At 46.8% G+C, this 21,675-nt stretch carries 17 protein-coding genes; 8 read left to right on the top strand and 9 right to left on the bottom strand.

What is annotated here, in order from left to right; genetic code table 11:
* Positions 1-246: 246 nt before the first annotated feature.
* From DVO77_RS18145 to DVO77_RS18135, 3 genes are read right to left on the bottom strand one after another with little or no spacing between them, the layout of a single operon-like run.
* Positions 247-2,625, bottom strand: a complete 2,379-nt coding sequence (locus DVO77_RS18145) for an FtsX-like permease family protein (RefSeq protein WP_119979289.1) — start codon at positions 2,623-2,625, stop codon at positions 247-249.
* Complete coding sequence (locus DVO77_RS18140; RefSeq protein WP_249038212.1) at positions 2,615-3,322, bottom strand: ABC transporter ATP-binding protein; 708 nt, start codon at positions 3,320-3,322, stop codon at positions 2,615-2,617. The genes DVO77_RS18145 and DVO77_RS18140 overlap by 11 nt, the downstream gene beginning before the upstream one ends.
* Positions 3,315-4,586, bottom strand: a complete 1,272-nt coding sequence (locus tag DVO77_RS18135) for an efflux RND transporter periplasmic adaptor subunit (protein ID WP_119979287.1) — start codon at positions 4,584-4,586, stop codon at positions 3,315-3,317. Before DVO77_RS18135 ends, DVO77_RS18140 begins: the two co-directional genes overlap by 8 nt.
* A gap of 418 nt (positions 4,587-5,004) precedes the next feature.
* Between DVO77_RS18135 and DVO77_RS18130 the strand changes: the two genes are divergently transcribed.
* Positions 5,005-5,478 (top strand): hypothetical protein, encoded by a 474-nt coding sequence (locus tag DVO77_RS18130; RefSeq protein WP_119979286.1) that lies wholly within the window; start codon positions 5,005-5,007, stop codon positions 5,476-5,478.
* Between the two features lie 55 nt (positions 5,479-5,533).
* On the opposite strand, the gene DVO77_RS18125 is transcribed toward DVO77_RS18130, so the two are convergent.
* Positions 5,534-6,076 (bottom strand): helix-turn-helix transcriptional regulator, encoded by a 543-nt coding sequence (locus DVO77_RS18125; protein ID WP_119979285.1) that lies wholly within the window; start codon positions 6,074-6,076, stop codon positions 5,534-5,536.
* Between the two features lie 305 nt (positions 6,077-6,381).
* Here DVO77_RS18125 and DVO77_RS18120 point away from each other — a divergent pair, with 305 nt between their 5' ends.
* The 4 genes from DVO77_RS18120 to DVO77_RS18105 are packed head-to-tail and all read left to right on the top strand — an operon-like array spanning position 6,382 to position 12,002.
* Complete coding sequence (locus tag DVO77_RS18120) at positions 6,382-7,617, top strand: metal transporter (RefSeq protein WP_119979284.1); 1,236 nt, start codon at positions 6,382-6,384, stop codon at positions 7,615-7,617.
* Positions 7,614-8,645 carry an efflux RND transporter periplasmic adaptor subunit gene (locus DVO77_RS18115; RefSeq protein WP_119979283.1) on the top strand — a complete coding sequence of 344 codons (1,032 nt, stop codon included), beginning with the start codon at positions 7,614-7,616 and terminating at the stop codon, positions 8,643-8,645. The genes DVO77_RS18120 and DVO77_RS18115 overlap by 4 nt, the downstream gene beginning before the upstream one ends.
* 1 nt (position 8,646) lies before the next feature.
* On the top strand, positions 8,647-11,700 hold the full coding sequence (locus DVO77_RS18110) for an efflux RND transporter permease subunit (RefSeq protein ID WP_110456853.1): 3,054 nt from the start codon (positions 8,647-8,649) through the stop codon (positions 11,698-11,700).
* The gene (locus tag DVO77_RS18105; protein WP_119979282.1) at positions 11,697-12,002 is read left to right on the top strand and encodes a DUF3240 family protein; all 306 of its coding nucleotides are present in this window, start codon (positions 11,697-11,699) and stop codon (positions 12,000-12,002) included. Before DVO77_RS18110 ends, DVO77_RS18105 begins: the two co-directional genes overlap by 4 nt.
* A 99-nt stretch (positions 12,003-12,101) precedes the next feature.
* Here DVO77_RS18105 and DVO77_RS18100 read toward each other — a convergent pair whose 3' ends face one another.
* Entirely contained in the window at positions 12,102-13,049 is a 948-nt protein-coding gene (locus DVO77_RS18100; protein ID WP_110456891.1) for a PDC sensor domain-containing protein, read from the bottom strand.
* 424 nt (positions 13,050-13,473) lie between these two features.
* Between DVO77_RS18100 and mtnC the strand changes: the two genes are divergently transcribed.
* Both mtnC and DVO77_RS18090 read left to right on the top strand, forming a co-directional pair.
* Positions 13,474-14,157 (top strand): acireductone synthase, encoded by a 684-nt coding sequence (mtnC, locus tag DVO77_RS18095; protein WP_110456855.1) that lies wholly within the window; start codon positions 13,474-13,476, stop codon positions 14,155-14,157.
* Between the two features lie 148 nt (positions 14,158-14,305).
* Positions 14,306-14,737, top strand: coding sequence for an acyl-CoA thioesterase (locus tag DVO77_RS18090; protein ID WP_119979281.1), 432 nt, complete (start codon positions 14,306-14,308; stop codon positions 14,735-14,737).
* A gap of 570 nt (positions 14,738-15,307) precedes the next feature.
* Here the strand turns inward: DVO77_RS18090 and DVO77_RS18080 are convergent.
* Entirely contained in the window at positions 15,308-16,366 is a 1,059-nt protein-coding gene (locus DVO77_RS18080; RefSeq protein WP_249038211.1) for a Solitary outer membrane autotransporter beta-barrel domain, read from the bottom strand.
* A 358-nt stretch (positions 16,367-16,724) separates the two neighbouring features.
* Here DVO77_RS18080 and DVO77_RS18075 point away from each other — a divergent pair, with 358 nt between their 5' ends.
* Positions 16,725-16,973 (top strand): GNAT family N-acetyltransferase, encoded by a 249-nt coding sequence (locus DVO77_RS18075; RefSeq protein WP_110456857.1) that lies wholly within the window; start codon positions 16,725-16,727, stop codon positions 16,971-16,973.
* 74 nt (positions 16,974-17,047) lie between these two features.
* Here DVO77_RS18075 and DVO77_RS18070 read toward each other — a convergent pair whose 3' ends face one another.
* The 3 genes from DVO77_RS18070 to DVO77_RS18060 all read right to left on the bottom strand — a co-directional run bounded on the left by DVO77_RS18070 (position 17,048) and on the right by DVO77_RS18060 (position 21,544).
* On the bottom strand, positions 17,048-17,452 hold the full coding sequence (locus DVO77_RS18070) for an acyl-CoA thioesterase (RefSeq protein ID WP_110456858.1): 405 nt from the start codon (positions 17,450-17,452) through the stop codon (positions 17,048-17,050).
* 150 nt (positions 17,453-17,602) lie between these two features.
* Complete coding sequence (locus DVO77_RS18065; RefSeq protein WP_119979279.1) at positions 17,603-19,552, bottom strand: acyltransferase family protein; 1,950 nt, start codon at positions 19,550-19,552, stop codon at positions 17,603-17,605.
* A 198-nt stretch (positions 19,553-19,750) separates the two neighbouring features.
* The gene (locus DVO77_RS18060) at positions 19,751-21,544 is read right to left on the bottom strand and encodes an AMP-dependent synthetase/ligase (protein ID WP_119979278.1); all 1,794 of its coding nucleotides are present in this window, start codon (positions 21,542-21,544) and stop codon (positions 19,751-19,753) included.
* Between the last annotated feature and the right edge of the window lie 131 nt (positions 21,545-21,675).

The following is a 21,675-nucleotide window of genomic DNA, read 5'->3' as shown; positions in this document are numbered from 1 at the left end:
GAAGAGACGATGAACATACCTGCACATAAGCCCGCTACAGGCGATTAACATCGATGAAGGAAAGGCCCGCATACATCTAAGCCAATATAATTGCAGTCAGGTATGTCTAAAAGTGTTGAGAGTCAGCCCACTCCTTCGCGGCCTATTGCCTCACAGCAATCAGACCGCAACTAGCAACTGAGTCTGTTAGCCTTTTCCCTGACAACAGCCACTTCCTTACTGAATCGGCGAACATAGAGCTAAGCCTCAGCCACTAACTAGTACGCTGATATTTTGTCTTAATAGCCCCCTTGCCGCCCACAGACTAATCGAAGTAATGAAAAATACACTCAAGGTGATACAAAAGAGCCACACTATAGGTTGAAATAGAGACACCCCCATCAACGTCTGACTGTGGTGCTCTAATAGCAGAAAAGCCCCCAGCGTCAGCACAGTAGCGATAAGGGTTAATAGCATATTACCCCATACCATTTTCGCCATCAGCGTCTCTTTTCTCGCCCCAACGGCTAACATTACTCCCCACTTCATCTGCTCGCTTTTTAGGCTATAACAAAATTTATTATAAAGCGTAAATATCACTAGAAAGATGATGAGTGAAGCCATGGCGCAGGAGGTTATGAACAGTAGTTTGCCGGCAACGTCCGTATCTTCAATTTGCTGCACTAAGCTTCGCCCGTCAGCATAAGTCAGCCTTGGTGATTGCAACGAGGCCCAATCATTCAAGTGAGATGCAATCACATCCTTATTGCTGCTTTTACTGTAAAACACAGGGGCTATTCGGCTGGCAAAAAGTGGATTTTGATCTTTTAAGCTCAGGTAAACTAAAGGCTTAGGTTTGGCTGCTATACCAAAATGAGGAGAATCCCCCACAATACCAGCTACGCGAACATGCTTTTCATAGTAAAAACCAGACAATCTTAGCGCTAACCCTTTGGCAGCCTTCCAATGACTTAAACCTAATTCAACAGCGAGTTGTGATGCCATTGCGTGGTTTATCATTACCGCATTTTCAGCCAACACTCCTCGTGCTAAAACGGGAATACCCAACAGACTAAAAAAGTTATGAGAAACATATAGACCGTTGATGGGTTTTTCGAGCCCCACCCCAGTTTCTGATTGATATTTTAGCGATGGAGCACCGACTTGAGTGAAGTGACGGGAAGAGAGTGCGACCGGTGTCCCACCAAGGCTCCACTCACCGTCAAGCTGCTCTGAGGTTAAAGCTATACTTAAACGACCGTCAACATCAGGCTGGTAACTTTTAACGTCTTGAGCAATGACCACAGATGAATACTTGCGTAGTTCCTGATGCATTAGGCTTAAAGAGATCACCATAACACCCATAATAACGGCAAGCTGCAATACGAGTATTACCTGGCTAGCACGCCGTTGCACCTTGCTCATATGTCCCTGCCTACCTCGAGAAAACATCGTGGTTATTGAGCCACTTAACGGCAGTAATGCACAGCAAACAAATAGTGTGAGAGAGCAGAAAATGGCAAGCAGCCAAAGCCAGATGTTAAACTTAACCCCGCCAATAAAATAATCCTGATACACACCGATTGTACCAACATAGTGAGTCACTATGCCCCCTAGCAAAGGGCTTAGCGCCGCCACCAAGACTAATGCGGGTATACTCTCCCTCAATAACTGCCCCATTAGCGCAATTTTGCTGCCCCCTAACGCCAACTTTAAACTCATCTCGGCACGACGCGTTATGCCCTGCTGAGTATACGCAGACACGATACCGCTAAATATAATAAAACCGAAACCAAGCAGCAGTAGCAGGAGTATCCATGCCTGTCTCTGCAAAATATCACGACTATTAGGGTTGAGCTCTATACCGCTGATCAACCAAGGGCGATAGTGCTTATCGACAAATCCACCTTCAGGCCTAGGTGTTTGCAATCTTAAATTGATATAGGCTTCTTGGAGTGACTCAATATCTGTCTTTTGTGCCAACAGTGCAAAGCCATAGCGATTGTTTTTCGTCTTCAAGAAGAGCGCAGGATTGTCAGCAAACATATCTGGGACGCCCAACTGTAAATAGGTATCCGGTAGCCAGATATCGACGCCAAAATCCCCCAGTTGCTCCATAGCCGTGGGTGCTATTCCTGCAATAAGAAAAGCCGCATCACGGTAATATAAACGACTGTCGCTTAGCGAAGCATTCGGCTCAACATGTTGTTGCCAAAATCGTTTTGACACTATGCCTTTCTTTGATTCAAAATTTTGCATCGTGAAAGGTTGAGGTAATCCAAGCAACTCAATGGTATTTTGTGAGTAAAAGCCAATAGTTAACCTTGGTAGTTCTTTTAGCCCTATAGTCACCACACTCGATTGAATCGCTATACTGGCGACGCTATCGACACCCGCAAGTCGGGCGACTAAATCTATGTCGTAGCCCGAGGTCGGTTGTAGGTTGCCACCAAGATCTTGACTTGCAATGGTCATCATAGGCTGCTGACTGCCAACCCACATGGGGCGATCGCTACTCAGTAACCAGAATAGATTGAACACAAAACCAATTAAGCTACAGAACAGGCATAGACTTGCAATTAATAGGCTCCAAACCCCACGCTGACCACGCCACTTTCGCCAACCATAGACGAGATCAAACAGCATGTTTAAACTCCATAGGAGACATGGAGGCGACTTCCCCATCATGAATTTTATATGCCTTCTGGCAACATGCAGCAACGGCAGGATCATGGGTGATGATCAGTACCGTTTTCCCCTCTCGATTTAGCGCACTAAGTAGCTCCATTACATTATCTGAATTTGTCGAATCTAGATTACCCGTAGGCTCATCGCATAATATAATATCGGGTTGGCAGATCAATGCTCTGGCTATCGCGACCCGCTGTTGTTGCCCACCCGACAGTTCTGCAGGGTAAAACAATTTTTTATCCTGTAGTCCAACCTGGCGCAATACATCATCAATCCTTACTTCATAGTCAACGCGACTAATTGACTTATTAAAACGTAAGGGAACCGAGAGATTCTCGCCTACCGTCATGTCGGCAATTAAATTAAAGTTTTGAAAGACCCAGCCTATATGCTTATTTCTAAGCAGGCTAAGTTGATAATCTGATAAGGTATTCACATCGTGGTCACAGAGAAAATACTGCCCAGAATCAGCCTTATCTAATAAGCCCATAATAGAAAGCAAAGTAGATTTACCACTACCAGATTGCCCTAGAATAGCAACCATCTCTCCGCTATAGACTGAAAAGTCGACCTGCTTTAAAACATGATTATTTCCTGCTCCATTAATAAATGACTTATTCAAGCCCGTCAGTTTCATTACACTATCATTCATAAAGATCGGCCATCAAAATTTCGGAGGAATTTGCGAGGTGTTTAGGTACTTTGAGTAAAATCTTCTCCCCTTGGAATACACCATCTAATACCTGCATCTTATCCCCTGCAATATCACCGATAGTGACATTACGCTGTTGAAATATAGCGTTTACCTCATCGAGTACAAAGATAGGATATTCACGGTGAGCCCGAACGACGCCAATAGGTCTATCAACCACTAGCGTATGTTGATACTCGGCAATAGCAATCTTAGCCGTTACATCGATATTTGGCCTTACCGCCATAGGCAGATTAACGCTAAAACCGATATCCAACTCAACACTACCATTATTAACCGTGGGATCGACGCGAGAAACCTCGCCGATGATTTCAACCCCCTTAAACTGAACCTTGGTGAGCAAGCCTGGATTAACATATTCGGCATCAGCAGCGGTAATATTAATACGAGCATAGTAAGAAGAAAGATCCGCAATCATGCCGACCGCTTGGCCCTCTTCGACATGCCGACCTATCTCTAAGCCATCGGCTAACTCAGTTAACATTCCCGTCATACTCGCTCGGACATTAAGCTGTTCGACTTCAGATACCAGTAACTCTCTCTCTTTAATGGCTTTCTCTAATCGATACCGAGTAGAATCCTCAATCGCTTTTCGTGTTTTTTGTAGCGTCTGAAAGCGACTTAATTCCATTTGCAACATGGCGTCCTCTTGCTCCCATGCAACCTGCGCCTTGTGTAAGTCCAGCGTCGAAATGACCTGATTATCCTTTAGCCTTCTATGGGCCACCAATTCTGCATCCGCCAAAGCCAACTTCACCTTGGCGAGCCGAATGTTGCCGCGTTGATCCTCTAACGCCTGCGCTGACTCAGCCTCTACTCTTCGCTGATTAGCCTGCTCTTCTAATAACGCCAACTCACTCGTTTCCATTAAACGCAGCAATTTAGGGTTATTGAGGCTCAATATTACTTCGCCTTCAGCAACTAAACTGCCCGGTTTTTTAAATACCTCTATTATATGCCCACCACTGAGTGCATTAATGCCACGCTGAACTCTTGGAACAAACTTACCATAACCAGAAACGGTAACATTTAGAGGAGAATTGATAACGACTGCGACTGGAAAATGACTATTGGTGTTATCGGAAGAGAAGGCCTGACGACTGGCTAAAAAAATCAGGATAAAAACGGATGAGATCCCAACTGCGGCAAAAAAAAACCAGCTGGCTTTATTTAAACGGCTTCTATCCTTAGGGATTTCAAACATAATTAAATTCCATTTAATGCTATTGTTCCCCTCAACAATACGAGTAATTATCCAGAATGACAATAGTAAAAACAGTTGACACAACAGTTAACATAAAATAGCGTTATAAGCTGGAGATATGGATGTACTCCTAACATTTAATCATTTAATCATTTAATCATTTAATCATTTAATCATTTAATCATTTAATCATTTAATCAAGGATGAAAAAGATGTATAAAACTATCTTACTTTTCTTAACTCTCGTCTTTAGTTCTTATAATGTGATGGCCTCATGCCATAACATTTGAGAAGATGGTGGCGGTGGCAGTATTTTCTGCAGCGTAAAAGACGAGGTTCTAGAGTGCGTAGACTCTCTTGGCTAAATAAAAATAAGTAGAGGACATCGTCCCCTACTCACCTTAAATTAGAGACAACTATGCGTATCATATTTATATTAATCCTTATGTTCATGTCTATTAATGTTAGTGCCAACTCATCCCAATTAATCGCTCTGGGTCAACAAAACAAATCCTTAATGTTAGAAACGGTGGCCGCTAAACAAAAACATAAATTTCCGGCACTCTATGTATACGATTCTCAGCAACAAGTCTTTCTCAGCAAACCGGATGCTGAAGCCTACCTGCTCACATTAAACAGTCAGCCGCTTTGGCCTAAGCTAACGGCACAATGGACGAAGAACACCAGCCAATTTACAGCTTCTAACCAACTGCTGGCCAAGGCGCTACCTATGTTAAAACTAGATAGAGCCTATCTAATCCTGTACGACAACCTCCCAGCCTCTATGTTAAAGCAATTGGAACCTATGGATCCGGAGCTTTCGCAGAAGGACAACCTACTTAAAACTGTCTTGGGTCAGCTAGATAGTGCTAGGAGCTATACGACCTACTAGGCAAAACGTCTAGGTATGGTCTGCAATATGTAAGTGTCAACTTGGGGACGCGCCGCTAGGCCGCTTCATTGGCTGGGGCTTTGGTCGCAACATCTTGGTTATGCTCTTGGATAAAATCTTCCATAAACCAGGCACAGAAGGTGTGGCGACCATCGACATCGGCCTTGCTGTAAATAGAGGAAGCCTGCTGGCGTACGGTTTTCTCTTTGGTTTGCCTCACCTCGGCAATCTCTTTAAAACTTAAGCCTTTTAACAAGAGAAAGGCAACCTGTTGCTCGCTCTTAGTGAACCCCCAGGTCGCAAACTGACTAGAGACTGCCTGGCTATATTCTTGCCGAGCAGAGCGCATCTGGCTGGTCATGTTATCTATCTGCTTATCGGCTTTGGCTAGCCGCTGGGCTAAGATTTTCACCTGCCGCGAACGGCGCATCAAGTCATGACTTAAGTAAACGGTCGCGATGACAGTAAGCAACACCAAAACCCCCTCTTGAGCTATATGCCAAGCAGGGATATCAAGCTGAAAGTCGGCGACAATATCAAGCAATTTAAACAGCATGATTAGCACCAACAACACAATAATGACGACATCCTTTTTCATGGGAACTTCTACTCCATCAGCAAGATCAATGACACCTAATAAGTTGATTTGATATCACATCTATTTAGGCTCTATTTCGCTACGAGCTGTACAACTTTCAACCTACCAGCAGCATAATGAGGCCTATGATGATAACCAAGTGCCTTATCGACGCAATTTGGGCACCACAAGGAAAAACAAATAAAATCATAAAATTAACTTATGGGACATATGTACCATAAGCATTTTTATGATACATCTCCCCCAAGACATCAGTGTACCAAGCCTTAGACTAACAGCACACTTTAAAAGCAAAGAAATCGCGTATGTCTGTTGTAAAGTCTTGTATCAAGATATGTCTGTTAAGCGTGTTAAGTTGCACGAGTATTCTCGGCCATGCGGCCACAGGCGATACCCCACCTGAGCGCCCATTGTCTCCTCTGCTCCAGTTAAGCCAAACCAGATTACAAGCGTCACAGCTCAATAGCACAACGCTTAATGATGAGCGCGCACTTGAATTAAGCGCATCTTCTTGGCTAAGCGGCCTACCTAGCATCAGCTTGAGCCACTTGGGCAGCCTAGATAATGGTAACAGTTACGAGCAAGAAGTGTCGCTCAACTTACCCCTTAAATCACCGGGCCAACACGGAAGTGATAAACGCTTAACGCAGCTGAGCCAAGCGATTCAGAGCCAGCAATCAGCCTTACAAAGTTTGTACCTATCGGGATTACTCAGGCAAAGCCTGTGGGCGCATCGCATTGCCTCTGTAAAGCTTAAGCAGTTAGCGCGAAAAACAAACTTACTGCAAAAGTTACACGCCCAGCAAAAACGGCTTACCGATGTGGGCGAGTTACCGCTGGCGAATCTGCTACTGCTTGAGCGCGAGCTGGTTGATATTGAGCTTGAGCAAATTGATATTCAGCAGCAACAAGATGAAGCCCATGCCCTCTATCGCCAACTGACAGGACAAGATGAGGTTCCCACCCAGATAGCCGAAAGCCAGCGCCCACTAGCCAATGGCAATTCAGATTTAGCCCAGCATCCTCTATGGCAACTGCAAACGTTACAACAGCAGCAACAGCTGTTGATCATCAAAAGCCAGCAAGCGGGTGAACAAGACCCTTGGACTGTGTCGCTTACGGCAAAAAACACGTCTGACGATCAAGTCGATGACCAGCAATTGGGGTTAGGTATTACAGTGCCACTGGGCTTTAGTTCGGCGCTGTCACAAGGTGAGCTATCACAATGGCAGCAAGCACACACAGAGCAAAATCTGGCTCGCGATCGCACCTACCTAGAGTTAACGACCCAAATCGACAAGCTCACCCAGCAGCAAGGTAATTTACAACAGCAACACGCCCTTTTAAGCCGTGGCTTGTCATTAAGCCGCACCATTACCGAAGAGCTCGCCAAAGTAAAAGACCAAGATCAGGTGAGCTACGAGATCTGGCTGCGCCGTTATGTGGACGCTCTCGATACTGAGTCACGCTTAACGCTCAACCAAGTGATGCAACAACAACTTCATTCTCAGCAACTGCAAGCCTTAGGAATTTCATTATGATCGCCAAGTATGGCGCAAGCCTGTTATGTTTATCTGCCTGCCTATCCACCAGCTTGGTACAAGCCGAATCGTTAGCCCTAGCGGCTTTAGGCAACTTAGAACTGAGCTATACCCAACCGCAAAAGGTCGCGAGCTATGAAGGTAGCCCACTACCCGCACAAGTTGACCGTTTACCGGGTAACGATTACTGGGTGAGCACCCCTGAAAATATCCAGCAGGTCACTTTCTTGGTCGGTCAGGGACAGATTGTCACCAAAGGACAAGAGATTGTCAGGTTAACAGGGCCAGAAGTGTTTCATTATCTTGCACAATTTGAGGCCACCAGCAGTCTGTATCAGTTGGCTAAGCAGCGCTATGACCGTAATAAGCCGCTATTAAAAAATGGCAGTATCAGCGCCGAAAAGTGGCGTGAGATCAGCCAAGATTACTTTAGCAGCCACCTCGAATTTGAGCATATGCAACACTTTATGGAGATGGTGCACAGTAAAGATGCCACTACCGAGTCGTTAGTGATCAGCGCCCCCGTGGCCGGTATCGTTAAACTAAACACACTCAACAGTCCCTATATGGCTGACTCACAGCTGTTTTCACTGGTGCCAGCAGACAGCATTCGTGTACAAGTTAATGTACCGATGAGCCAGTCGACGTCACTCTCGGCCATCAATATTAACCAGTGCCATATCGCCATCGATTCGATGTCAGCCATCGCCGACGGTGCATTTGTGGGCGCATGGTCAATGCCGGTACCAAAAGAGTGTAACCTGCTGTTAGGCCAACAAATCACTGTGATACCCGAGTATCAAAAAGCGGTATATTTACTGCCGAAAAACAGCGTATTTAGCTGGCAGCAAGAGACCCAAGTGTTTACCCAAACGGCAGAGACACTCACGGCCATCAATATCGATATATTAGGCTCAACCCCACAGCAATACATAGTCGCCAGCGACCAAGACTTGAGCCAAATCCAAGTGTTATCTCAGTCGGTTGCCGCAGTAAAAGGCATAATGCTCGGCCTAGGAGGCGAATAATATGCTGACCTCTGTGATCCGTTTTTCGCTGACTCAGCGCCTGTTTGTGCTGATTGTGGCGCTGATCTTAATGTTAGCCGGTGCTCGCGCCTGGTTTGCCATTCCGCTCGATGCTTTTCCCGATATCTCGCCGACCCAGGTCAAAATTATCCTCAAAGCGCCAGGCATGACACCTGAGGAGATAGAAGCGCAGATCACCGTGCCCATTGAAACCGAGTTATTGGGTATTCCTAATCAGGCGATCTTACGTTCGACCACCAAATATGCCATCAGCGATATCACCCTAGATTTCACCGAAGGTACCGATATCTACTGGGCACGCCAACAGGTGAGCGAGCGCCTTGCCGCGGTATGGGACAGCTTTCCCGAAGGCGTCTCTGGCGGCGTAGCGCCTATGAGCACCCCGCTGAGCGAGATTTTTATGTTCTCGCTAGAAAATCCGAATCTGTCGCTGATGGAACGCCGACAACTGCTTGAGTGGGAAGTGCGTCCGCTACTGCGCACTGTGGCAGGCGTGGCCGATGTGAATATTCTGGGCGGATATGCTAAAAGCTTTAGCGTCAACCCCAATCCTGCGGCGATGGCAGCAGCAGGAGTCAGCTTTGCCGCCCTGCAGCAGGCGATTATCGATAACAACCATAATGAAGGTGCGGGTAAGCTTACCATAGGCACAGACACCATTATTGTGCGTGCCGAAGGGCGTATCGACGATATCGACGAACTGGCACAACTGGTGATTAAGGCCGACGATGCCAAGGTTTATCGCCTACAGGATTTAGCCGATATTCAGATAGGTCACCTTGCCCGCTATGGCGCAGTGACCAAAGATGGTGAAGAAACGGCAGAAGCGCTGATCATCGCACTAAAAGACACTAACACCGCCGACGTGGTCAACAATATCAAAGCTAAGCTGGAGCAGATCAGTGCCAGTTTGCCCGAAGGGAGCGAGATCAACACCTTCTATGATCGCGCCAACCTGATCAACACCGCTATCGATACCATTTCTAACGCACTGTTCGAGGCGGTCATTTTAGTGATTGTGTTGCTGGCGCTATTTTTAGGTAATGTGCGCGCCGCGCTTGTCGTGTCGCTATCTTTGCCACTTGCGGCTTTAATGACCTTCTTGATGATGGACTTTTTCAACCTATCAGCCAACCTAATGAGCTTAGGCGGCTTAGTGATCGCCATCGGTATGTTAGTCGACTCCTCTGTGGTGGTGGTCGAAAACATGGTCAACCTTATCGCCACCAAACAGCGTTTACCTCGGCTGCACCTCATCTTTCGTGCCACCAAAGATGTGGCGATCCCAGTGGTGTCAGGAACGGTTATCGTGATGATCGTCTTCTCGCCGCTGCTCACTCTTACGGGGCTTGAAGGTAAACTCTTCACTCCAGTGGCTGTCACCATAGTGTTTGCCATGCTCTCGGCGCTGGTCTTGTCGCTCACAGTGATCCCGGTTATCGCCTCTTACTTAGTTAACGAAAAAGCGGCGCAGGAGCCCAAGGCGATCGAAAAGCTCAAAGCGGCTTATCTTGCCAGCCTTAAGAGCACGATTGTCTACCAAAAGCCCTTTATGATTGTCGCTTTTAGCTTACTCATCATCAGCCTAGGTCTGTTTAGTCTGGTTGGTAAAACCTTTATGCCGACCCTAGATGAGGGTGACATCATCTTACAGTTAGAAAAATCACCGTCGATTTCGCTCGAGGCCTCTATCAATATCGATAAACAGATAGAGCACACCCTGCTAGCCAAGGTACCCGAGATCAAGCAGATGGTGGCCCGTACTGGTGCCGATGAGATAGGTTTGGACCCTATGGGGCTTAACGAGACCGATGTGTTTTTAGAGCTAGCGCCGCGCAGCGAGTGGCGCTTTGACACCAAAGAGCAACTTATTGATGCTATTCGCAGCGAACTACTCAATTACCCCGGGGTAAACTTTAACTTTACCCAGCCCATTCAGATGCGGGTATCTGAAATGCTGACCGGCAGCATTGGCGATGTGGCAATTAAGGTCTTTGGCAGTGATATCGACACACTTGGCCAGCTAACCGGTCAAATTGAGCAGTTAGTCAGCGCCACCAACGGCAGCATAGATGTCAAAATGTCGATGATTGAGGGCAGCCCCTTTATCAACCTGACCTTAGACAACGAATTGGCCCGAGGCTTCGGCATGAGCACCATGGAGTTTGCGCGCTACCTTAAGAGCCAGCTCGAGGGGGTTATCGTGACCGAAGTGCTGCAAGGTAAAAAACGCACTCCAGTGTTGATGGCCAATAATCAAAGCAGTTTAAGCAGCATTAATGAGTTGCAAAATCAGCTATTGGTGATGCCAGATCATTCGCTTAGACGCCTGACCGATGTGGCGACACTAAGTTACAAAGAGGGGCCCATTTTAATTGAACGCGAGCAAGGCGATCGCTTTTCGGTGATCACCACCAATGTACAAGGTCGCGATATTGTCAGCTTTGTCGAAGAGCTGGACGCTAAAATCGCCGAACAGGTTAAACTTCCCAGCGGCTACAGCGTCAGCTTTGGTGGTGAGTTTGAAAACCAGCAACGTGCCACCAACAACTTATTACTGGTGATCCCCATTGCAATCGCCTTGATCACCTTAATTTTATTTACCACCTTTGGCTCATTGGCAAAATCGGGCTTGATCCTCGCTAACGTGCCGTTTGCCATGATGGGCGGTATTGTCAGCCTGTATCTGTCGGGGGAATACCTGTCGGTACCCGCCTCGGTTGGCTTTATCGCGCTGCTGGGGGTGGCGGTGCTCAACGGGGTCGTGATGGTCAGTTATTATGAGCAAACCAAACACCAATTTAGCAGTCTGTTAGTGCGAGTAGAGCAAGGCGCAGCGCGGCGCTTACGCCCGATCTTGATGACGGCAACGACTGCTATGTTTGGCTTAATGCCATTAGTGTTTGCCTCTGGGCCCGGCGCTGAAATTCAAAAACCCTTAGCCATAGTGGTGATTGGTGGCTTGCTCACCTCGACGATCACCACCTTATACCTATTACCAATCCTCTATTACTGGCTGGAGAAACGTCAATGAGCCCGAAGCAGATGTTAGTGCTGATCGCCCAAAACGAGATAAAAGACGATATCGTTGATACCTTGATTGAACTCGATTTTTTATCCGGTTTTAGTTTGGGCACTATCTGCGGTTTTAGTCGCGAACACAGCCACTTTAATATTAAGGAGCAGGTGGAAGGTTATCGGGAGTTTTGTAAGTTTGAAATTATGCATCCCAACGAGCAACAAGAGGCACTATTGGCGGCTATTACCTTGGTATGCAAACACAATCCATGCCGCTACTGGATAATGCCCATAACGCACACGGGCACCCTGTGCTAAACCAAGCTCGCCGCCCACGTCAGCTTAACAAAGCCTGCGTGGGCGGCAAGTCCCCAACTCACTAAACACTATGTGTTGCCAGCTTAACGTTAACAACGCTTAAGGCTTAGCGCTACCTTGCTTGAGCAATAGCTCGGCCTTAGCCCCTAGGTACACATAAATCCCCAGCCCCACCAGCAAACCAACCACAGCAAACATCATCCAGATAGCGGGTTGAACATATTTCATCTCACCCAACGATGCCTTAAACATGGTCAGCAAGGCCTCGATAGAAATAGCAATTAAGATGGTGGAGATAAAACGGGTGATGGTGCGCCGCGTCGAGCTATGACGGAAGATATCTTTGTGCATCAACACCTCCTCTTCCAATATGGTTTTGCCCAAATCAAATACCGCCAGCGCCAAGGTGATAAAGATAATAATGCCAAAGGGTTTAATTGAGCCACTGGGCACTCGCCCGTCAGCTAACAGCGAGGCAATGTCCACCGCAGCCATACTGATCAGCACCATCACCATAATAAACAGTCCCAGCACCAAGGCGCAGTAGACACTTTTAAATAAAGGGGTCGCCTTACGACGAGCGCTATCGCCCATCATAAATTCGATCAATTGAGTCAGATTCACATCGACCACGATATAACCTTGCTCGCCATTATCGCCAATTCGGTAGGAGGCCGACAAACATAATTTACCACTGGCATTCGACAAGTAAGGATGGGTGATATTCAACGTCTGGAGTGGTTGCGCCTTTGAAAAATAGGGCCGATGACTGCGGTTTAAGTTACGCCCCACGGGAATAGCCTGCACGACTCGATTAACAATGGCGACGTTATCACTGATCTGCACTCCATCGGCATCTAAGATATACAGCAACTCGATAAAGGGGTAGCTGTTGGCCATTTCGGCCATAGCCCGCACCCGCATCCCTGGGTCCGACAGCATCACAGGATCGCTAATCCCCACTAAAATCGATTCCAGCAGCTCTTTCACCAGCTGTTCATGTTCATGGTATCGCTCTATTACACTCAAATAGCTCATGGCTGCCATAGCTTGCTCCAATAATGCCCATAAGCAAGGCCTTGCAACTATGACGCCAATGACAAAGCAGCGGCCATAATCTCCGATTGGGTCGACGCTAGCCAAAGCGCGGCCTCTCATCAACCCCCCACTAATAACGGCTATACCACTCATCGAAACGCACCGACTGAGCTCGTTCGCACCAAAGTGGGGCATCATTAATAGATGCAGCCTCGCTGACCACTAAGAGAAAAATGAGCAATTGACGCCGAGCACAGCCCAAAGGTTTTGTCGCTGCGAACTAAGTGGGTCAATGACTTACACTGCAAGCTGATTTTACCTCTTGGACTCGCAGCGCTGGCCAAATAAGCTAGCCAAATTGGGGAAATCAGCTTAGGATCGGGGTAGCTATTGAGGCGATTAATTTTAATGCAATGTGGAGTAAGCCAACATTATGGGTATTAGAGCCATAGTTGTAGATACCGCGGGTACAACAACCGATCTTAACTTTATTAAAGACATCCTTTTCTCTTATTCTGCGAAGGCGCTTCCCGATTTTATTAAAGAAAATCAAAACAATGTGTTAGTTGATAACTGCATTAGCGATGTAAAAGATATCGCCCTAGAACCAGAAGCATCTCTGGATCGTGTCGTCGAAATTTTACAGCAATGGATAGATGAAGACCGTAAAGCAACGCCGCTCAAAACCCTGCAAGGCTTAATCTGGAAACAGGGTTACGATAAAGGCGAGTTTAAGGGCCATATATTTCCTGACTTTATCGATGCCATTAAGCAATTTAAAGCCGAAAACCTGCGCGTTTACAGCTTCTCCTCTGCCTCGGTAGATGCACAAAAATTGCTTTTTAGTCATAGTGATGGCGGCGATTTGACCGAATATTTCAATGGCCATTTCGACACTCGTACAGGCCATAAGCTCTTTAAGCAGGCCTATAGCAATATCATCAACACCATCAGCTTAAAACCCAAGCAAGTGCTGTTTATCTCTGATTTGTTAGAGGAGTTAAAAGCCGCCGAACAAGCGGGGCTGCGCACGGTACAGATGGTACGCGACACTACCCAGCGCACTGGTGAATACCCACAAATCACCAGCTTTTCCGAGCTAAAACTGCAAGACTAAACAGTGATTTTACCCAGCAAAAGGCATCGTTAACGATGCCTTTTTTGATCCATTCATCCCCCCTTGTTGCTGACGAAACATACTGTTATGCTCAATTAAACATGCGTTTTAATTTGAGTCCCAATAACAGCAACAGGAAGTAAGCCAAGTGGAACAATTTATCAAGCGGTACCCCATTCGCAGCCAAATCAATGTCGCCTGGGGAGAGATGGATGCACTGCAACACGTTAATAATGTGGTTTATTTCCGCTATTTCGAAATCGCTCGAATCAACTTTTTTAATCGCTTTTTCCCGCTCGATGAGATGTATAAATCGGGTGTTGGACCTGTGATCAGCGACAATAGCGCACGCTATAAGCGGCCGGTGACCTTTCCCGACACCTTGCATGTTGGTGTGAGCATTAGCGATATACAAAGCGATAGGTTTACCATGCATTACCATATTTACAGCGAGCAACAACAAGCGATTACGACTACGGGATCTTCAGTCGCTGTGATGTTTAATTTTCATAGTCAAACTAAAGCCGAGCTAACCCCTGAGTTACTTGCTGTATTGCATGAACATCAACAAGACGCATAACATAACCACAGGCGCCTCGGTCGCAACGTTAGTTTCATTTTCACAAACTAAAGCCGAGCTCAAGTTAAGCGAGCCCCTGAGTTACTTGCTGTATTGCATGAGCACCAACAAGACGCATAACATAACCACAGGCGCCTCGGTCGCAACGTTCGTTTCATTTTCACAAACTAAAGCCGAGCTCAAGTTAAGCGAGCCCCTGAGTTACTTGCCGTGTTGCGTGAGCACCAACAAGACGCATAACATAACCACAGGCGCCTCGGTCGCAACGTTAGTTTCATTTTCACAAACTAAAGCCGAGCTCAAGTTAAGCGAGCCCCTGAGTTACTTGCTGTGTTGCGTGAGCACCAACAAGACGCATAACATAACCACAGGCGCCTTGGTCACGATGTTGAATTAGGTGCCCCGGGATTAAATGAGCCGTTGATGCTCATCCAATTTGGTCAGTGTGAGGCCAACAGTATGAGTTAGCACAAGGTGACAGGAACGATAATGAGTCAGGCTAATAACATTGGCCACAATACAGGCCCATTGTTAGCCATCAAGCATGACCCGATAATCGATATGCAAACTTTATAACGGCTCGTTAAACAGCAATACCAAACCACCACCACTTAAGCCACTGTTAATGTTGAGTGTAATGCCTAGGCCAATATTCTCTATCCAAGCGGCCAATGAAGGAGTTTCGATTATCCAGCCAGCCCCCAACTCATAGTAATAACGCGTCCCCATCGGGTCGACCACATCACCACTTAAATCGACTCGCTTAACCTGTAAAATTAACTCATTACGTCGAGACCATACGCTGGGTAGCCCGTAATGAAATATCAGTGTATTGCTAAAGCGACTCACCTCGGGTGAAACAGACTGCGCACCATTATCGGTCAACACTGTGCGGCCATAGGCATAACGAAACGCGCTGATAAATTCCCATTTGTGGCCAAACAGCTCACTGGTATAGGTAAATTCAACATTGGGATCGACCATCACCGCACCATAACGAGTATTCACTATGATGCCATCTAGCAGCGCCCGCTGCGAAGCCAAGATAGGGTCGCGATATTCTAAGTTATTTTCTAGCCACAACAGCTGCCCACCAGCGCCAAAAACCACCTGCCAACGAGGCGAGAGATGATAGCGCCAGCGATACTCAGCCGCTAACAGATAAATAGTATCTTCTATTGGGCTGATCAACGACGGATCATCAATACCTATGATATTGTCATTGGAATGAACATAGGAGAACTGCACAGCACTCGATACCAGCCAGTCGCGATCGAGCTCACGGGGCTGACTTTCCCAGGGCAAAGAATAGTTGCGTAACTGACTGCGCCGACGCAAAGAATCGGCATCACCGACATTAATATCGCCAATCGCCCCTACATCGATAAATGCATTAGGATCAAAGTCGACAATACCTAAGGTGATCAAGTTCGCATCCGTGAGTACAATCGCACTCGTCACATCGCCACTCACCTTCGCCTCGACAACCCTGCGCACAGCCTCCTCAACCTCCGATGCCGAGAGACTCCATCCGATCAAAACCAAACCGAGCGTCGTTAAGCAACGCAACATAATGCCCCCAATTAACCATCGATGAATCAATTGCACCTCGTCAACATCCAACGCCATATCACTTTCCATTGATGAGATGTTGCTCTCAGGCGCCTGCTTAATGAACCAGCACCATGGTAAGAGATAGCATAACCTTAGATAAAGTAGCCGCAGCACAGTGATGACATCTCACATTTATCCTTGATGCGACTAACGAGACGAACTCACGCACAGAAACTATGTATTTATTTTTAATACAAAAACTTAAAATTTATAACGGCGATTAGAGATACCTTGGCTATCCCAAGTTCAGATTACATAGCCCGATCGATAAATACAACCAAGGCTCCCATGACACAGATTGATAAGCACAACGCAGGCATCACAGCACTAAACGTGCTAACGTCAGCAGAGCCAAGATATCAAGGGAATACACATGAGCCAGTCAACCATTTTACATCAGGCCGACAAACAGAGATTTGTGATTTTAATCGATGACCAGCAAGCACTGCTTGAATACCAGATTGAGGACGAGCATATTGATTTTAATCGTACTTACGTACCCGACGCGTTGAGAGGGCGAGGACTAGCCGAACGTTTAGTGCGCCATGGGCTAAAATGGGCCAAGGCACAACAGCTCACCATCAGTGCCAGTTGCTGGTATGTACAAAAATTCTTGCGCTAACCTACTGATGATACATTGCCGTCGTGACCACATCCCCCAGCACACTCGTTGATCGCAACGGCGATTAAAATCGCTTAATCTCCGCTGCGCTGCGCTAAGGCCTGCTTAACCATGTCGGGGATCGGCACGCTCTGATTAGCACCATAATCATAATGCACCAAGGTGGTTTGAGCTTCAGCGGTCATTTTCCCCGCCTGCCAGCACTGCTGTGTCACCTCAAAACTACTGTTACCAATACGGCTCACCCATGTTTTTACCTCAACAGGCTGACCGAAGAAGGTAGGCAAGGTATACGCTATGGTGAAGCCCGCCACAATCAAGTTCCACTCTTCAAGATTCAAGCTAGGATTAAACAAGCTAAAAATAGGCTCACGCCCCACCTCAAACCAAATGGGGATCACAGTATTGTTGATATGCCCCAAACCATCGGTTTCATTGAAACGTGGGTTGAGGGTTGCGCTAAAAAATGTCTCAGCCACAAAAATATCCTTATTATGTCATCATAGATAGCGCATACCTTACCAGCCAATGGCCACAATGTGAAAAGCGCATGACATCAAATAGATATAATGCGCTTAATCTCATTCTAGCCCATGTGTATTCCAACTAGGGGCGATGAATTGACCTTATTATTGAAATAAGGGTTTAAACATCGGGGTCAGTAACTTATTACCGTATTCACTTATATGATTAGAATCATAATAAAGCGAATGCCCATCCTTAGTCCCCATACATTGCCCATTGGAGCAAAGATAAGGCAATGGATTAAGCACCTTAGCACCGCAAGCGACCGCCGCTTGGTCCTGCGCTTGCCAAATAGGGGCGTGGCGCCGCATATAGGCTTGCTCGGTAATAAAAATATCTCGCTCTGACTTAGCAAACATTAAATGTCGAGCGCGAACCTTGGGCACATCAACATCCATCTCAGGGAAGGGACGCACTAGGTAAACGGGCCGATATTGGCTTAATTGACACACAGTCTCTGTCTGCTTTATCACAAAATCTCGATAAACATCGTCACGAGTTTGCTCCGTGTTTTCGCCAAAGTAGATCACTGGTGTGTTATGAAAAGCATGCGGTTCGTTATAGCCAAAAACGCTACCCGTTAACCGAGAGATTAAAATAACGGGTATCTCACTTGGCGTCGATAAAGTATCAAGCACGTGTTGATTAAACTGCTCACACTGAGAAGCATGAACGCGGCTCTTAGCACCGATTACGGTGGAGCAACCATTATAGGTCATCTCCACCACGCTACCTTTATCGGCCGCGGCTAACGCCACACTCGATATCACCGCATTAGCATGGCTATCACCCACAACCACAGCTTGTACCTCTCCATTACCATGTATACAGCTTGGATCTGTAACATTTCGTTCAGAACTTAAAAGGCACTCCTCCAATCTCGGGTGACGGTCAAACGACTCTTGGCTAGCTTGCTCTACGACCTGAGGTAATCGCCCCTCAATATCCATATGCCGCGTGGCCACCGCCGATAACTCAACGAATAACAGCATGCCAAATAATACCCATGCCGCCTTTTTAAGGCTAAATTGGCCCAGCCAATTGCTGCAACGCATCTCGATAAACCGATACGATAACTCACCCAATATCAACGTAAGCAAGATGCCGGCAACGATCCAGATAGGATTGCTTTGCTCACCCGCATAGGCAAGAAACACAACGATAGGCCAGTGCCATAAATAGAGTGAATAAGAGATCAATCCCACACGGGCAAGCAGTGGATTTGCCGTTAGAGGAGAAACTTGACGGTTAGCTGCGAGCACCAATATAGCACCAAGCACAGGCACTAAAGCATACCCACCCGGCCAGGGCGTTGCGCCATTAAAACCAAAAATAGCCGTTAATATTAACCCAAACCCGCACAACTCGATGACTTTACTGGCCGTCTGACTCAGCCTTTGATGCCTCATCACCCACCAAACAAGCCCACCCGATACCATCTCCCATGCCCTAAAGGGCAACAGATAGAATGCCGCACTAGGGTTAGTCTCAACGGCATACACAGATAACACGAAGGAAACGAAAGCAATGGCCAGCAGAGAGAATAATACAGCCTGTTTACCACGCCAACGCCAGGCCAACATCAATACCAGCGGCAATAACAGATAAAACTGCCACTCAACCGACAATGACCAGCTGTGTAGCAACCATTTTTCATAGGAAGCCGCATCGAAATAACCAGCTTCACTATAAAACTTATGATTAGAGATAAATAATGCAGCACCAACAATATGGGTACCCAATTTTTGATAATCGAGTGTGGGTAACCAGAACCAACCAAAAACCAATAACACTAAACATAATGCGGCTAACGTAGGGAAGATTCGTTTAGCTCTCGCGAACATAAAACGGCCAAACGAGAAGCTATTACTTTCTAAACCGGTCACAATAATCTGTGTCATTAGGAGTCCCGAAATCACAAAAAAGATATCGACTCCCGCAAATCCACCAGCAAAACCTGGCACACCGAAATGAAATAGAATGACTGCAACAACAGCCCAAGCTCTCAGCCCGTTAATGTCATAACGAAACTTTTTAGGCAATACACCCGACATAGATAAATACTTCCAACAACGCGCCCCATGTGAGGCAAGAAAGCCGGCGATTATATACCTAAACCCTGATAAGCAGCAGCGACAGATGTTTAACACATGACGATAAGCAAAAAAAATCACCAACTTTTTTGAGTTGGTGATTGGTCTCTCGCAATCAAGACACAATAAAGTGTTGATCGCGCCTATTGTGAGCAGTGATTATTTACCGTACATGGCATTAATTTCGGTGGAGTATTTATGATAAATCATCTTACGGCGTAGTTTCATGGTGGGGGTGATAAGCCCTGCTTCCATAGAAAATGCCTCGGGTAACAGAGTAAACTTTTTGATCTGCTCAAACCCTGCCAACTCAACCTGCAAATGCTTTAAGCGTTGTTCAAAATGCTCAATCACATGACTATGACGCAACAGCTCAATAGGCGACTCATAATGCAGCCCTTTGTCTTTGGCCCAAGCTTCGAGCGAGGCAAATGCCGGCACAATTAAGGCGGTCACATAGTTTTTAGCATCGGCAATAATGGCCACCTGTTCGATATAAGGACAACAACCCACCTTGCCTTCGACACGTTGCGGCGCAATATATTTACCATTTGAGGTTTTCATCAACTCTTTAATGCGATCGGTAATAAACAGATTACCTTGCTCGTCGATATAACCTGCATCTCCGGTTTTTAACCAACCATCTTCAAAACTGGCTTCAGTCTCTTGCGGGCGATTGTAATAGCCACGCATCACAGTATCGCCGCGAACTAAGATCTCATCATCTTTACCTAACTTGATCTCCACTTCAGGCAGCACCTTACCGTTAGAGCCCGCCAAGCGATTAGCTAAGGTATTACAGGTAACGGTTGCCGTGGTTTCTGTCATGCCATAGCCACATAAAACAGGAATATCAATAGCATGGAAAAAGCTCGTTACCGTTTTGTCGAGCGCTGCGCCCCCACAAGGCATAAACTTTAAGCGCCCACCCAGTACTTGCTGCAACTTGCTAAACACTAATTTTTGCGCCAGTTTATGCTGTAAACCTAACCACATCGAGCCTTTAGCGCGCCCTTGGCTGACTTCAAACTGACGCTCACCGACTGACATCGCCCACGCAAACAGTTTTTGCCTTGCCGCTGGAGCTTTCGCCACTTTGTCTTGTACTGCGCTATAGACTTTTTCGAGGAAACGCGGCACCACACACAGGGTATGGGGCTTCACATCGGCAATGGCCTCTTTGACCATCATGGGGTTTTGCAGGTAAACGTTGTGACCGCCACGGCACAACACGTAGAAGCTCCAGCCGCGTTCAAATACATGACTCAATGGTAAAAATGCCAGTGACACATCCCCAGGAGTAAAAGGTAAGATGGCGTCATGTTGGCGGATAACCGAGGCGATATTGCGATAATCGAGCATCACCCCTTTAGGGTCACCCGTGGTGCCAGAGGTATAGATAAGGGTTAACAGATCATCAAGAGAGGTCTGGCTCAGTCGCTGCAACAACTCGGCTTCAATCGCGGGATCCACCATAGGATTGAGCAAGCTGTCGAAATGATAGTGTGCTTGGTCAATCAGGGTCACATCTGAATCAAATACCACAATCTGAGTCAGCGTGGCGCAGCGCTTGGTGAGCTCGCAAGCCATCAGGTATTGCGCCGCATCGCCCACAAAAATCAGCTTTGCCTGCGCATCATCTATGATGTAAGCCGCCTGATCTATGGTGCTAGTGGGATATATAGGCACCACAACCGTTTTGGCTTTTAAGGCCCCGACATCGGCGCAGGCCCATTGTGGAGAGTTTTGTGACAAGATAACGACTCTATCTTGTAACGCTAAATCGAAACGGATCAGCGCCTTAGCGATAGCATCACTGATATTATCAAATGCAGACCAGCTGATCTGATGCCAAGGTGCTGCACTACCATAGCCCTCAAGCGCAATGGCATCGCCCCGTTTAAGGCTCTGCTCCTGGATCAGGCGTATTGGATGATATTGCTCGAGCGACATAAGTTTTATAACCTTTTTAGCGTACAGGTGTACCTCTTTTAGCGCATTTTACTTTAACCTTGCCTAAAAAATAAGAGCTTTTGCTCCAACACTGTTAATTGGCGCACAAAACCGCGTGGCATGACGTAGGA

This window comes from Shewanella algidipiscicola (assembly GCF_003605125.1).
Classification (GTDB): Bacteria; Pseudomonadota; Gammaproteobacteria; order Enterobacterales; family Shewanellaceae; genus Shewanella; species Shewanella algidipiscicola.
This window is presented reverse-complemented; position numbering and strand designations above follow the sequence as displayed.

What these genes read in the sequence shown, in the direction of transcription:
- DVO77_RS18145 (WP_119979289.1), bottom strand. Translation starts at nt 2,625, where the DNA reads ATGCTGTTTGATCTCGTCTATGGTTGGCGAAAGTGGCGTGGTCAGCGT.
- DVO77_RS18140 (WP_249038212.1), bottom strand. Translation starts at nt 3,322, where the DNA reads ATGAATGATAGTGTAATGAAACTGACGGGCTTGAATAAGTCATTTATT.
- DVO77_RS18135 (WP_119979287.1), bottom strand. Translation starts at nt 4,586, where the DNA reads ATGTTTGAAATCCCTAAGGATAGAAGCCGTTTAAATAAAGCCAGCTGG.
- DVO77_RS18130 (WP_119979286.1), top strand. Translation starts at nt 5,005, where the DNA reads ATGCGTATCATATTTATATTAATCCTTATGTTCATGTCTATTAATGTT.
- DVO77_RS18125 (WP_119979285.1), bottom strand. Translation starts at nt 6,076, where the DNA reads ATGAAAAAGGATGTCGTCATTATTGTGTTGTTGGTGCTAATCATGCTG.
- DVO77_RS18120 (WP_119979284.1), top strand. Translation starts at nt 6,382, where the DNA reads ATGTCTGTTGTAAAGTCTTGTATCAAGATATGTCTGTTAAGCGTGTTA.
- DVO77_RS18115 (WP_119979283.1), top strand. Translation starts at nt 7,614, where the DNA reads ATGATCGCCAAGTATGGCGCAAGCCTGTTATGTTTATCTGCCTGCCTA.
- DVO77_RS18110 (WP_110456853.1), top strand. Translation starts at nt 8,647, where the DNA reads ATGCTGACCTCTGTGATCCGTTTTTCGCTGACTCAGCGCCTGTTTGTG.
- DVO77_RS18105 (WP_119979282.1), top strand. Translation starts at nt 11,697, where the DNA reads ATGAGCCCGAAGCAGATGTTAGTGCTGATCGCCCAAAACGAGATAAAA.
- DVO77_RS18100 (WP_110456891.1), bottom strand. Translation starts at nt 13,049, where the DNA reads ATGGCAGCCATGAGCTATTTGAGTGTAATAGAGCGATACCATGAACAT.
- mtnC (WP_110456855.1), top strand. Translation starts at nt 13,474, where the DNA reads ATGGGTATTAGAGCCATAGTTGTAGATACCGCGGGTACAACAACCGAT.
- DVO77_RS18080 (WP_249038211.1), bottom strand. Translation starts at nt 16,366, where the DNA reads ATGGCGTTGGATGTTGACGAGGTGCAATTGATTCATCGATGGTTAATT.
- DVO77_RS18075 (WP_110456857.1), top strand. Translation starts at nt 16,725, where the DNA reads ATGAGCCAGTCAACCATTTTACATCAGGCCGACAAACAGAGATTTGTG.
- DVO77_RS18065 (WP_119979279.1), bottom strand. Translation starts at nt 19,552, where the DNA reads ATGTCGGGTGTATTGCCTAAAAAGTTTCGTTATGACATTAACGGGCTG.
- DVO77_RS18060 (WP_119979278.1), bottom strand. Translation starts at nt 21,544, where the DNA reads ATGTCGCTCGAGCAATATCATCCAATACGCCTGATCCAGGAGCAGAGC.